Genomic DNA, 14101 nt, shown 5'->3' with positions numbered 1-14101 from the left:
AAATGAAAAAACTAGCGCTTAACAGTCTTAGAACCATAAAAAGAAATTGGACACGACTCTTATCAATCACTATTTTAATCGCTTTATCCAATTTTGTTTTGATTGGGTTATTTAGCACAGGTCCTAATATGAGAGAGACTATTGCAAAAACTTATCAAAGAGAAAACTTAGCAGATGCACACATCGTCTCAACAGATTTGATTAGTGAGGATGATAAGACTGAACTCTCAAAAGCACCTTTTATTAAAGCAATTGAATATCAGACTGTCATTGACGCCAAATTAAATGATAAGGTGATTCGTCTCATTAGCTTACCTGAAAAAATTTCAAAACTTGACCTCACACAAGGACGTTTGCCAAAAAAAGAAGATGAAATTGCTATAGGCGAGCAATCTCAGCATAAAGTTGGTGATACGATAACAATCACTTCAAATGACTTAACTTCGAGCCATTTTAAAGTAGTTGGCATTGTAAAATCTTCAGAATTTATGTCCAAAAGAAGCTTGGGAGTAACGTCTTTAGGGGATGGGACCATTCACTATTTTGGTGTTTTAACAAAAAACACCTTTCAAAAAGCTGATAATATAGCGAAAATTATCTTTAAAGACACTGAGAACAAAGAAGTTTATAGCAAGACATACAATGATGCTGTTGAAGAAAACATCGCCTCACTCGAAAAGATAACGCAACGCTTAACCAGCAAACATAGAGAACTAGCTTTAGAAGAAATTAATAAGGCACTGGAAAACATTGAACTTGCCAGTGACCAATTAATAAGTAGTAAAGAAGCCATTGAAAAGCAAATAGCAACCATTGAACAATTTGAAACTGGAGATAGTAATGTTGCTGGAACTGACGAACAATTTCAGCAAGAAAAAAAACAACTACTCGCCCACTTAGAAGAGATTAAAAAACAGGAAAACAAACTAAACGAGCAGAAAATGACTTTAGAAAATAAGAAAAAACAGCTTAGTTTTTTAATGCTTACTGTTGACAATCGAACAGAATTCTCGGTTGGTTATTCCGACTACGGTAATACCGCAACTAGAATTGATATTCTAGCCACCATATTACCTGTCATTTTCTTTATCATTTCACTCATGGTTAGTATCACTACCATGAAACGGATGGTAACCGAAAAACGAATTGAAATGGGGGCCTTACGATCACTCGGTTTCACTAAAAATGAAGTGATGAGGGAATTCATTATCTTTAGTGGTATAACAGCTCTCTTAGGGAGCTTAATTGGCACTAGTTTAGGTATTTTTCTCCTTCCTAAAATGATTTTCAATATTTTTTCAAATGGTAGTTATATCTTAGATGACATGATAGTTGTTTATCAATGGCCCTTAATTAGTCTCTCTTTTATCCTATCGTTTTTTAGTACTTTATTAGCTGTTTATTTTGCCGCAAAAAAAGAATTGAAAGAATTTCCGAGTCAATTAATGCACACAAAAGCGCCACAAAAAAAGAACTCTATTTTCTTAGAATCTTTCCCAAGAGTATGGCGTGCCATTTCTTTTTCAAATAAGTTGACACTAAGAAATAGCTTTCGGTATAAGTCAAGACTTTTGATGACAATCTTAGGAGTTATGTTATCAACCAGTCTTCTCATTCTTGGAATCGGTATTAAAGACAGTTTATCCCTTTTAGTCCCCACTCAATACCAGGAAATTACCACCTATGATATGATGACAATCTTCAATCCTCACTCTCTTGATTTAGAAGATTACCAAAAAACAATAGCTGACTATGCTAACCAAAAAAAGAAGATTCTTTTTAAAAATCTAAGTATTCATGATAATAATTTTTTAGAGCCACAATCGGTTCAACTATTGGTCGCTAACGACTTGACTAATTTTATTACTCTTGATAAGAAACCAACTGAAAAAGGGGTTGTAGTGACTCAAAAATTAGCTACTTCTCTTGGTTTAAAAAATGGTGACAGTCTTAGCGTTAGAGACCTTGAAGGGTATTCAAAAACACTAACAGTTATTGGCACAACTAATAATCATGTTGGTCACATGATTTACATGACACCTGATTACTATGAGAGTGTTTTTAACGAAGCTTATCAAGAAAATGCTTATCTCATTAAAAGCCAAAAAGCTTTCGATCCTTTTTTAAAGAAAATATCTCAATATGAAGCTAGTGTCGGCATCATTCAAAATCAGGTCTTAAAGCAAAACGTTAAAGACTTTCTAAAAGGTTTAGACGGTATTCTTATGATTATTGTCGCCATTTCTATGCTTCTTGTGTTAATTGTCTTATTTACCTTAACAAGCATTAACATTTCAGAACGGGAGAAAGAATTAGCGACGATTAAAGTATTGGGATTTTATCAAAAAGAAGTTCTTTTCTATATTTTTAAAGAAACTATTTTACTAACGCTTATTGGGATTTTATTTGGAATTGGTCTTGGCTATGTTCTCCACCGTTTTGTCATGACTGTCTTACCTCCTGCTAGACTCCTAGCTATTCAAGGACTAACCTGGCATAATATTGCTATTGCAACAGGTGCTGTCTTAAGTTTTACATTAATTGTCATGTTGATCATGAATAAACATATTAGAAAAATTGATATGTTAACAGCCTTAAAATCTGTCGAATAAATGGTTGCACTAAAAACACTAAAGGCCTTGATTAATCAAAGCCTTTGGTGTTTTTTCTTTTTGTAATACGGTTACATCTTTCTTAAGCGAGCAATTCGCTCAGCAATTGGGGGGTGGGTATAAAAGAGTGATTTAATGCCACCTTTTTTCTTTGGATCATTGATGTATAAAGCAGCACTAGCACTATCAACTGGTTGAGACATTGGTGCTGATTGATCAAGCTTTTGTAACGCATTAATCATGCCTTGTGGGTTTCTGGTCAACTCGACGCTACTTGCATCTGCTAGAAATTCTCTTTGTCTAGAGATCGCCAATTGTACCAGAGTTGCAGCTAGAGGCGCTAATAAAAGAGCAACCAGTGCAAAAATCAAAATGATTATTTGCGCGCCACCACTATTTTTATTGCTTCGTCTTCTACCACCACCATAAAACAACATGCGACTGCCCATGGAAGATAGCATGGTAATGGCACTGGCTAAAGCCACTGCAATAGTCGAAATTCTAATGTCATAGTTTCTAATATGACTAACTTCATGCCCCATTACCGCTTCTAATTCCTCACGATTCATGACTGCTAAAAGACCTGTTGTCGCTGCGACTGCAGCATTTTCCGGTTTAGAGCCTGTTGCAAAAGCATTTAAGGCAGGATCGTCAATAATAAAAACACGGGGCATTGGAATTTGTCCAACCATTGCCATATCTTCCACCACATGGTAAAGATCTGGTGCTTCTTGAGCAGTAACTTCCCTTGCATTATTCATTGACATGACAACGTTAGTTGATTGAAAAATCATGCTAAAAGCATAGATAAAACCAATCACAAAAGCAATCGCAAGACCACCCAAATAGTTATCAAACATCAGATAGCCAATAGCAGCACCAATAATACCAAGAAGGGCAAAAAAGACCAATAATAATACTATTGTTCGTCTTTTATTACTGGCAATTTGATCAAATAGCATAATCTTCTCCTACCTTAAAAGTCAAATTTAACTTGAGGAACTGATTTTTCTGACTCAGGAACTTCAAGAAATTCTTTTGGTTTAAAACCAAAAAGGCCTGCAATAAAGTTGGTAGGGAAGGTTTCTAATCTAACATTGTAATTAGCCGTTGTTGTATTGTAAAGCTGACGTGAATAAGAAATTTTATTTTCAGTATTGGTCAATTCTTCTTGCAATTTCAAAAAATTAGCATTAGCTTTTAGATCAGGATAGTTTTCAGCAACAGCAAAAATGCTTGCCACCTGACGTGTCAGTGCATCACTTGCTTTCATTGCCTCTCCTGGTGTTTTAGCAGCAGCCACACGAGAGCGAAGTTCCGTCACTTTTTCTAAGGTTTTACCTTCATATTGACTATATCCTTTAACCGTTTCAATGAGGTTAGGGATAAGATCGTTACGACGTTTAAGTTGAACATCAATTTGACTCCACGATTCTTGAGTCTGCATTCTAGCTTTGATTAGTCCATTATAGACACTGATAACATACAAGACTAGAACAATGACGATTCCTAATATAATAAAAAACATATAAGTCTCCTTTAATTCTTTTAGACCATTATAACAAATTATTAATTAAAAATCTGTTTATAATCTCCAGTTTTTTCTTTATAAAGAGACGCTTTCTCTTCTATCATAAACGGTTATTTTATGTTAAAATGATAGACGAACATTATTTTAGTAAGGAATAACTAATGACACCTGAAGAATTTTATGAGGCTTTGGCAGAAAAGAATATTACTCTTTCTCAGTTTCAAAAACAACAATTTGAGGATTATTTTCACTTTTTAATAGAATGGAATGAAAAAATCAATTTAACCACCATTACTGACAAAGAAGATGTCTATCTAAAGCATTTTTTTGATTCAATTGCTCCCATTCTTTTTGATTTTCTTTCAAACAAACCAATAAGATTGCTTGATATTGGTGCGGGAGCAGGGTTTCCTAGCCTTCCTATCAAAATTCTTTTCCCTAATATTCAGGTAACAATTATTGACTCTTTAAATAAAAGAATTCAATTCTTAACGTTATTAGCTGAAAAACTAGGCTTATCTGATGTTGCCTTCTATCATGGCCGCGCAGAAGATTTTGGTCAAGACAAAGCTTTTCGAGGACAGTTTGATGTTGTGACTGCTCGTGCAGTGGCTCGCATGTCAGTCTTATCCGAGTTGACCTTACCATTTTTGAAAATCAATGGGCAAGTCATTGCTTTAAAAGCCAGTGCTATTGAAGAAGAATTAGACGATGCTAAAAAAGCGTTAACAACACTTTTTGCAAAAGTAACAGAATCATTTGATTACCAATTACCAAACGGTGACCCAAGAAATATTACCGTTTTAACTAAAACAAAAGAAACACCTAACAAGTTCCCAAGAAAAGCAGGTGTCCCAAACAAAAAACCACTCTAACTTAAGAGTGCTAATGACTTTTGATAACTCTTATAGGAGAATCACTCAATGAAAAAATTTTTCAAACTAGCCCCTTTATCTATCACACAACGATTAAGCGCTAGTTTTCTCATCGTTATTATGATTGGTAGTTTTTTATTATCTTTGCCAATCATGCATTATCCTAATGCCCCTAAAACCACTTATCTCGAACACCTGTTCACTTCTGCATCTATGGTTTCTGTGACAGGTTTAGCCGTCTTTCCTATTGGTGATGTCTATAATGGCTTAGGACAAACCATTGCCATTATTTTAATGCAAATTGGTGGTTTAGGATTGGTTTCCTTGATTGCTTTTAGCTACTATACCTTGAGGAAAAAAATATCCATCACTGATCAAACCATTCTGCAATCCTCTTTAAGTAAGGATTCCTCTAAGGATTTAAAACGCTACCTCTACTCAGTTTATAAATTAACTTTTTTTGTAGAAGCCGTTTTTGCTCTCATTTTAATGATTGAATTTATTCCACACTATGGACTTAAAAATGGTATTTTTAATAGTATCTTCTTAGCTGTTTCAGCTTTTTGTAATGCTGGCTTTGATAATCTCGGCTCAAATAGTTTAGGAACGTTTACCCTTAATCCTATTGTTAACTTTGCGGTTGCGTTTTTAATCATTTCTGGGGGTTTAGGATTTGGTAATTGGCGAGATATTATTCATCGCTTACAACAATTTCTTTTTAATCGACCAAGAAATATTAAATTGACCATTAGAAAATTAAGTATTCAAACCAAATTAGTTCTGTCAGCAACCATTATCATTTTAACCCTTGGAACATTTTTGTCTTGGTTGTTTGAGCATGATAACCCTGCAACCATTGGCAATTATAATCTTTTCCAACAAATCATGGTTAGCTTTTTTCAAACTGTTACCATGCGTACCGCTGGTTTTTCTACAATCGATTTCACACAAACTAATTTTGCAACAGATTTCGTCTATATGATACAAATGATTATTGGCGGTGCCCCAGGTGGAACTGCCGGTGGGGTTAAGATAACCATAGCCGCTATTTTATTCCTCTTATTTAAGGCAGAATTAAGAGGAAGAAGTGAAGTTACTTTTCATCATAGGAGTTTCTCACAGCGTTTAATCAAGCAAACATTAACCGTTTTAATCTTCTATTTAATCGTTTTAATCACAGGTTATCTCTTGCTCTTAGAATTTGAAAAATCGCTTAGCCCTTTTGCACTCTTATTTGAGACAATAAGTGCCTTAGCAACGGTTGGGGTATCCATGAATTTGACCCCAGAATTGTCAGATATTGGTAGATTAATCATTATGTCTTTAATGTTTATTGGTCGTGTAGGGCCGGTAACTGTCTTACTGAGTCTAAGACAACGCCATGAAAAAACGATACATTATGCCAAAACAGACGTCTTTATTGGATAGAAAAGGAAAACAAATATGAAACAAAAAATTGTAGGTGTATTAGGATTGGGTATTTTTGGACGCACTATCGCTACTGAACTCAGTGAGTTTGGTCAAGAAGTTATTGCCATTGATAGTAAAGAACAACATATCCAAGAAGTGGCAGATATTGTTAGCAAGGCAGCTATTGGTGATATTTCTGATATCGAAATCTTAAAGAATACAGGGATTGATCAATGCGATGTCGTTATTATTGCAACAGGAAACAACTTGGAAAGTTCCGTTTTAGCAGTTATGCACTGTAAAAAACTAGGAGTTCCAAGAATTATTGCTAAAGCAAGAAGTAGCCACTATGAAGAAGTGCTTTATGAAATTGGAGCCGATTTAGTCATTTCTCCTGAAAGAGAGTCTGGTAAAGTTGTTGCTTCCGATATTTTAAGACATACCATCGCTGGAATCTACCATTTTGAAGGAGATGTTTCTATTGTTGAGTTTAAACTACCTAAAGAATGGATAGGAAAAACAGTACAAGAATTAGATGTTCGTCGTAAATATGACCTCAACTTGATTGGTACAAGAATTAGCAAATCATCACCACTTGATACCTCTATTCCTGTTAATGAACCCTTTGATGAAAATGCTATTATCGTTGCCATTGCTAATTCAAGAACCTTTGAAAAATACGATTATTTGGGCTATTTTAACTAAAGGATTATTCAAAAGTCATATTGACAGACCTCTAGCATTATAATATAATCCTAATAATATACTTTTTTCCTGTAATAGTTAGCTATTACCATTGTCATCACAGAAAGGGCTGTCTATTGAATCAAACGTCACAAAAAAATAAATTTCTCATCATTGGTTTTATGCTATTTGCTCTCTTTTTTGGAGCAGGTAACTTAATTTTCCCCGCCTTTTTAGGCATTTATTCTGGTAGTAACATTTGGCCAGCCGTGATTGGTTTTCTCTTAACTGCGGTCACACTCCCTCTCCTTGGTGTTATTGCCATTTCCTATACAGGAGCCTCTAACCCTGAAGAATTAGCAAGACCAATTGCTAAGCCCTATGCTATCTTTTTTTCAGTAGCACTTTATCTTTCTATTGGTCCTTTTTTTGCCATTCCAAGAACAGGTGCCACTTCTTACTCTGTTGGTATCGCTCCAATCTTTGGCGATAGTTTATTAACAAAGGCGCTCTATGCTCTTGTCTTTTTTGGGATTTCATACTGGCTAGCGATTAAACCGAATAAAATTGCTGAACGTATTGGTAAGTACTTAACACCTTCTCTTTTAGTTGTCATTGCTATCTTGGTTATCTTTTCATTTATCAAACCGGCTGGCAGCTTAGGAACACCAATTGATATTGGTTCAAATGTCAATGAAGCTTTTTCTAGGCTACCTTTTGTTGCTGGAATCATTCAAGGTTACGGAACGATGGATGCTTTGGCATCATTAGCTTTTTCTATCTTGGTTATTAATGCAGCCAAAAGTTTTGGCGACAAGTCAAACAAAGAACTGGCTAAAACAACGATGTCTTCTGGTGTGATTGCAACAGTTTTACTAGCTCTCATCTATATTTTTATTACACGCATTGGAGCTACTTCCCAAGGACTCTTTACCTTTACTGATGGGCAATTCATGATGGATAACTCTGCCATTGATGGTGGGCATATCTTATCTCAATCAGCAAACTTCTACTTAGGTCAAATTGGTCAAATCATTTTATCAGTCATTATCTTTCTGGCCTGTTTAACCACTTCAACTGGTCTGATTACTTCCTGTGCAGAATACTTCAATGAATTGGTCCCTAAAGTTTCTTACTTTATTTGGGTAACGTTGTTTACAATCATTGCAACAATGTTCTATTTTGGTGGTCTTGCTGAAATAATCAATTGGTCAGTGCCTGTGCTCTTTTTACTTTACCCTCTAACCATTACCTTGATTTTTCTATCACTCACAAAAGGATGGTTTAAAGGGGATCGTCTGGTTTATCAGATAACAACAGGTTTCACACTTATCCCAGCACTATATGATGCGATTTCAACATTAGGTGTAATGACAGATTTCTTTTCTGTTCCTCAGGCATTAACAGATTTCTTTACTATTACAATTCCTCTTGGACAATATTCAATGGGATGGATTAGTTTTGCAGTCGTTGGGTTTGTTATTGGCTTTATTATTTCCTTTATCAAAAGAAAAGCACAATCATTGTAATTCGATCAAATAATATAAAAAAACGTCTTCTTACAGTTGTAAGAAGACGTTTTTTGTTGATATAAACATACCTAGTGATACTTATTTTATTTATGACTTATTTTTTTAGTGAGAAAATCTCCCAAAAATTGAACGCCAAAGATAATAAGAAGAATACAAAGAGTAGCAACCCAGGTAACATCATTATTATATCGGTTATAACCGTAAGATATGGCCACATGCCCAAGTCCTCCTGCACCAATGGCACCGGCCATTGCTGTTTCACCAACCAAAGAGATGATGGTGACAGTTGCCACACGAATGATATCAGGTAGGCCTTCTGTAATATAGATGACGGCAATGTCCCAAGTTGTGGCTCCCGAGGCTTTTGCAGCTTCAATGACGCCTTTATCCAATTCTGACATGACCACTTGGACTTGTCTAACAAAAAAGGCAAAGACCGCCACTGAAAGCGATATATTAGCAACATCTGGCCCAATCACGGAATTCACTAATAATAAGGCTAAAGGATACATAATTGCAAGTAAGATGATAAAAGGGATAGCCCTAAAAATAGAGATGATTTTATCAAGAATCCAGTGGATATATTTGTTTTCTAGAACACCTTGAGGACCTGTCATGACTAATAATAAACCAATACCCAAGCCAGCACTACCTCCCACAATAAAGGGAATAATGGTCATGTAGAGTGTGTAATAAATTGCAGTTCCCCATCCATTATCACCAGACCAACCTAGCTGATAAACATTGGGTAAATAGGTTTGAATTAACTCAATCATTTAACGTCCTCTCTTTAAAATATCTACGGTGACGTTGGAGGCATTGATAGCTACTAGAGCTTTTTCGAGACTCTCCTCGTTGCCTTCTAAAATAGCAATCATTTCACCAACAGGTGTATTATCCAAAATTTCAATATTACCGTATAAAATATTAGCACTAATGTTAAATTGCTTATAAATGCGATTAAGGATAGGCTCATCTGTTGATGAACCGACATAATTTAATTTTACTAAGACCGCATTTTCAGGTAATTGTTGGACGATTTCTTGTCTTTCTATTTTTGGTAACGCCTCATCAATACCCGTTGCCACATTGATAAAGTCTTTTGTTAAAGCTTCTTTTGGATGTGAAAATATCTCTAAAATAGAACCCTCTTCAATTAATTGACCATTTTGCATGACCGCAACACGGTGACAAATGTCTTTTACGATTTGCATCTCGTGAGTAATGAGAACAATGGTTAAGCCTAATTTTTGATTAAGTTCTTGTAGCAGAGCTAAAATTTGTTGCGTTGTTTTTGGGTCCAGGGCAGAAGTTGATTCATCGGAAATTAAAATTTTAGGGTCATTGGCTAGAGCACGAGCAATCGCTACACGTTGCTTTTGACCACCAGACAACTGAGCTGGATAGCTTTCGGAGCGATCAGCCAATCCTACCAAATCTAGTAACTCTTGGACTTTTTCTTCCTTTTCTTCTTTACTAAGTGGCGAATGTTTTAAGGCAAAGGCAATATTTTCTCTTGCTGTTTTTTGTGCCATTAGATTGAAATGCTGGAAAATCATCCCGATATCACGACGTTTTTCACGCAGCTCCTTAGTGCTAATTTGAACCTTATCTTGATCGAACATCACGTCACCATCAACAATAATTTTTCCTGCTGTTGGCACTTGTAAAAGATTTATCACGCGCACGAGTGTTGATTTTCCTGCTCCTGAGTAGCCTACAATACCGTAAATTTGTCCCTTATCAATTGTTAGACTAACATTTTTAACGGCTTCAATCATTTTATTTTTTTGACGAAAGGTAATGTCAATGTTGTCTAAGGAGATAATGGTTTGAGCCATAGTTGTTCCCTTTCTTTTTTCCTTTTAATAGTAATTGGTTAGAGCCTATAAGACAATTAAGCGTGTTATTCACACGCTTAATTGTCTTTAAATTACCAAACTGGTAAGTCAATGCCATCTGAAGTCTCTTCGATGATTTTCTTAACATCATCTGTTTGATAAGCTTCTACAACTTTTTTAATCAAGTCTGCTTTTTTAGATTTTTCCCAATCTTTTTGACCGACAATAATGTTAATCCATTGTTTTGAATCATCATTAATCTCTTCTTTAAAGAGTGATGTTTCATAATCAATATCTGCTGGCACAGCATAACTGTTGTTAACGATAGCTGCATCTGCTGAAATGAGTGAACGAGCTGTTTGACTAGCTTCAAGTTCTTTAATGTCTAAGTTTTTAGGATTTGATTTGATATTAGCAATGGTTGCAAGTTCATCACCTGAAACGTCTAACTCAATCAAACCAGCTGTTTGTAAAACATAAAGTGCACGACTTTCATTTGTGGCATCATTTGGCACTGCAATTTGAGCGCCATCTGGTAATTCAGAAACAGTTTTATATTTGGCTTTACCAGAAGTATCCGTGCCTGAAAAGAGATGAACTGGACTGATATAGGTTTCAGCGATAGTTACTAAATCACCATTATTTTCATCATTCCAATTGTTTAAAAAGTTGTAATGTTGAAAAGCATTAATATCCACTTCACCGTTTGCCAAAGCTTTGTTTGGTTGAGAGTACTCAGTGAATTCTACAAAATCAAGATCGATATCTTCAGACTCTAATAAGTCTTCAATTTTATCCCAACGTGCTTCATCAGACTCTGTCATTGACATCACACCGATTTTTAATGTTTTAGCATCATCGTCGTCACTCTTAGCACCGCATGCTGCTAAAATAAAGCCTGCTAATAATGTAATCGTCAGTAATGAAACTATTTTTTTTAATGACATAGTAATTCCTCTTTTTCTTTTAATAAATAACTGGTCTTATTCTCTCATAAGTCATTATAAGAATCAAATTGTTATTTGATAGGATTTGTTATAGTTTTTAACTATATCTAAACTTACAAAAAATGCCTGCTGTCAAAAATAAGACAGACAAGCATATTATTTTAAATCTTATGAAAAAGGTCTAATCTCTATCATCGTAACCCTTAGGATGACTAGAATGCCAAGCCCAAGCTGTCTCAATGATTTTTTTAATGTTATCAAACTGAGGTTTCCAGCCTAAAATTTCTCTTGCTTTTGTTGAGTCAGCAATGAGTGTATCAGGATCTCCAGGTCTTCTCTCGCCAATCTCTGATGGAATAGGATGGCCTGTTACTTCTCTTGCTGCTTCTAAAATTTCTAAATTGGAAAAACCAGTTGATGAGCCTAAATTGAAGGCTGTTGATGGATGACCTTTTCGTAAATAATCGACCGCCAAAATATGAGCATCAGCCAAATCAAATGGATGGACATAGTCTCTGATATTAGTTCCATCTGGTGTGTTGTAATCATCACCAAAAATCATCATTTTATCACGCTTACCTTGAACGACTTGTAAGATAATTGGTAAAATGTGGGTTTCAGGACCGTGATCTTCACCAATAGAACCATCTGGTTTAGCACCTGCGACATTAAAATAACGCAATGCCACAGATTTTAATCCATAAGCACTATCAGCCCATCTCATAATTTTTTCCATCATCAGTTTACTTTCACCATATGGATTGATTGGGTTTTGTTTATCTTCTTCTTGAATTGGCATTTTTTCTGGAATACCATAAGTTGCTGCTGTTGATGAAAAAACAATGTTTTTGATTTCAAACTCTCTCATCACCTCAAGTAATGAAATCATTCCAGAAGTATTGTTATCAAAATACTTTAAAGGATCACTCATAGACTCTGCCACCAGTGAGAAGGCTGCAAAATGAATCACTGCATCAATATCAGGATGTTTTGTAAAAACTTGTCGCATGAAAGGTTTATCTGCCAAGTCGCCTTCATAAAAAACAGCATCAGAATGGACAGAAGAACGGTGACCTGTCACCAAATTGTCTACCACGACTACTTGTTCATCACCTTTTTCAATCAAACGATCAACCATGTGTGAGCCTATATAACCTGCTCCACCAAGTACTAAAACAGTCATTTTATTCTCCTTCTTTAATCCCAACACTTCTAACAAAAGCCATAAAGGCGTCTTGACCTGCTTGTGTGCGTTTGTAGACACCGGCATCCTCAAGCACGCGAGCAAAAACAAGGCCCATCTCTTGTTTGACGATAGTTGATACCGTGTCTCGGTCAAACTGACCATACTTGGCCTTGATGGCATCTGCCCAGTCCTTATGATAGTCTTTTAATTCATTTTCTTCTTCCAACAAATAATGTTCAACTTCTAAAAGCTCATCTTTCAGACGAGGAGGTAAAATAGCCAGTCCCATCACTTCAATGAGGCCAATATTTTCTTTTTTGATGTGTTGCACATCTGGATGTGGATGATAAATCCCATCTGGAAATTCTTCCGACGTATGATTATCTCTTAAAACAAGATCAAGCTCATATGAGCCATTATTTTTTCTAGCAATAGGAGTCACTGTATGGTGTTCTTCACTACCAGTTTTAGCAATAATATCTTGGCTCTGATCAGAATAATCTTTCCAAGCTAGCCGAATTTTTTCTGCCAAATCAATCAACTCTTTTTTATTGTCACTTCTTAGGCGCAGAACAGACATTGGCCATTTCACAATTCCCGCTTGTATAGTCTCATAGCCTTTAAAAGTAAAGGTTGTATCAAGTGGAGCCACTTCCATAGGAAAGGTATGTTTCCCTGCTTGGTAATGATTATGTGTCAAAATAGAGCCACCAACGATTGGTAAATCGGCATTGCTACCAACAAAATAGGTTGGAAAAATATCAACGATGTCTAGTAACTGTTCAAAGGTTTTTTGACTAATCACCATGGGAACATGTTCAGTGTTTAACACAATACTATGCTCATTAAAGTAGGCATAAGGTGAATATTGGAACCCCCATTTTTCATCCCCTAAATCAAGTCTAATAATGCGATGATTGGCTCTAGCAGGATGATTAATCCTACCTTGATAGCCTTCGTTTTCAACACAAAGTTGGCACATAGGGTAGCTAGTGCTTTTCATTTGCTTAGCCATAGCAATCGACTTAGGATCTTTTTCAGGCTTAGACAGATTAATCGTAATCTCTAAATTGCCATAATCAGTGGCTACTTGGTAATAAATATTTTTAGCAATCGCTTTTAATTTGATGTAGTCATTTTTTTGACTAAGTTGGTAAAAATCAGCAATGGCTTTTTGTTTATCCTTATCGTACGTTTGCCAAAAGTCATGATTAAGCTGGCTAGGAGTTGGAGTGATAAAATTCATCAATTCTGCTCCCAAGGTATCTTTTTCTTCTTGGAGAGAACCAACTTTACCATTTAAAACAGCTAATTCAACCAGTTCATCTTTCAAAGCAATCAACTCATTAAGGTCTGTTTCTTTTTGGCTATTCTCTTCACCCACTAAAGCTAAAATACGATTTCTGAGATAAATGGCATCTAAAGCCGTGTAGTGAGAATTCTCAATCACTTTTTCAACAAAGACGTCTATTATTGTTTTCAT

General features: G+C 35.6%; 12 protein-coding genes. 5 read left to right on the top strand and 7 right to left on the bottom strand.

Translation table 11 applies throughout. From position 1 onward, the window contains the following. The first annotated feature begins 2 nt into the window (after positions 1-2). Entirely contained in the window at positions 3-2612 is a 2610-nt protein-coding gene (locus JHK62_RS00145) for an ABC transporter permease (RefSeq protein WP_199574667.1), read from the top strand. Positions 2613-2683: 71 nt separating this feature from the next. Here the strand turns inward: JHK62_RS00145 and htpX are convergent, their stop codons facing one another. Next, positions 2684-3574 carry a zinc metalloprotease HtpX gene (gene htpX, locus JHK62_RS00140; protein WP_199574666.1) on the bottom strand — a complete coding sequence of 297 codons (891 nt, stop codon included), beginning with the start codon at positions 3572-3574 and terminating at the stop codon, positions 2684-2686. A 14-nt stretch (positions 3575-3588) separates the two neighbouring features. Beyond that, positions 3589-4140 (bottom strand): LemA family protein, encoded by a 552-nt coding sequence (locus JHK62_RS00135; protein WP_199574665.1) that lies wholly within the window; start codon positions 4138-4140, stop codon positions 3589-3591. 164 nt (positions 4141-4304) lie between these two features. On the opposite strand from JHK62_RS00135, the gene rsmG reads away from it, so the two are divergent. The 4 genes from rsmG to brnQ all read left to right on the top strand — a co-directional run bounded on the left by rsmG (position 4305) and on the right by brnQ (position 8641). Beyond that, positions 4305-5018: a 16S rRNA (guanine(527)-N(7))-methyltransferase RsmG gene (gene rsmG / locus JHK62_RS00130; RefSeq protein WP_199574664.1), complete on the top strand. Its 714-nt coding sequence runs from the start codon at positions 4305-4307 to the stop codon at positions 5016-5018. A gap of 48 nt (positions 5019-5066) precedes the next feature. Next, positions 5067-6446: a TrkH family potassium uptake protein gene (locus tag JHK62_RS00125; protein WP_199574663.1), complete on the top strand. Its 1380-nt coding sequence runs from the start codon at positions 5067-5069 to the stop codon at positions 6444-6446. A gap of 15 nt (positions 6447-6461) precedes the next feature. Next, entirely contained in the window at positions 6462-7133 is a 672-nt protein-coding gene (locus tag JHK62_RS00120; RefSeq protein WP_199574662.1) for a potassium channel family protein, read from the top strand. A gap of 116 nt (positions 7134-7249) precedes the next feature. Then, positions 7250-8641, top strand: a complete 1392-nt coding sequence (gene brnQ, locus JHK62_RS00115) for a branched-chain amino acid transport system II carrier protein (protein WP_199574661.1) — start codon at positions 7250-7252, stop codon at positions 8639-8641. Between the two features lie 86 nt (positions 8642-8727). Here the strand turns inward: brnQ and JHK62_RS00110 are convergent, their stop codons facing one another. The 5 genes from JHK62_RS00110 to galT all read right to left on the bottom strand — a co-directional run bounded on the left by JHK62_RS00110 (position 8728) and on the right by galT (position 14101). Continuing rightward, a complete protein-coding gene (locus JHK62_RS00110) occupies positions 8728-9420 on the bottom strand; it encodes a methionine ABC transporter permease (RefSeq protein ID WP_199574660.1) in 693 nt (230 codons plus the stop codon). Further along, entirely contained in the window at positions 9421-10485 is a 1065-nt protein-coding gene (locus JHK62_RS00105; RefSeq protein ID WP_199574659.1) for a methionine ABC transporter ATP-binding protein, read from the bottom strand. It lies immediately after the preceding gene. Positions 10486-10577: 92 nt separating this feature from the next. Continuing rightward, positions 10578-11432, bottom strand: a complete 855-nt coding sequence (locus JHK62_RS00100; protein WP_199574658.1) for a MetQ/NlpA family ABC transporter substrate-binding protein — start codon at positions 11430-11432, stop codon at positions 10578-10580. Positions 11433-11613: 181 nt separating this feature from the next. After that, a complete protein-coding gene (gene galE, locus JHK62_RS00095) occupies positions 11614-12615 on the bottom strand; it encodes a UDP-glucose 4-epimerase GalE (RefSeq protein ID WP_199574657.1) in 1002 nt (333 codons plus the stop codon). Between the two features lies 1 nt (position 12616). Then, positions 12617-14101 (bottom strand): UDP-glucose--hexose-1-phosphate uridylyltransferase, encoded by a 1485-nt coding sequence (galT, locus tag JHK62_RS00090; protein ID WP_199574656.1) that lies wholly within the window; start codon positions 14099-14101, stop codon positions 12617-12619.

This window comes from Streptococcus pacificus (genome assembly GCF_016481305.1).
Classification (GTDB): domain Bacteria; phylum Bacillota; class Bacilli; order Lactobacillales; family Streptococcaceae; genus Streptococcus; species Streptococcus pacificus.
Note: the sequence above shows the minus strand (reverse complement) of the source record. Positions and strands in the feature narration are given on the sequence as shown.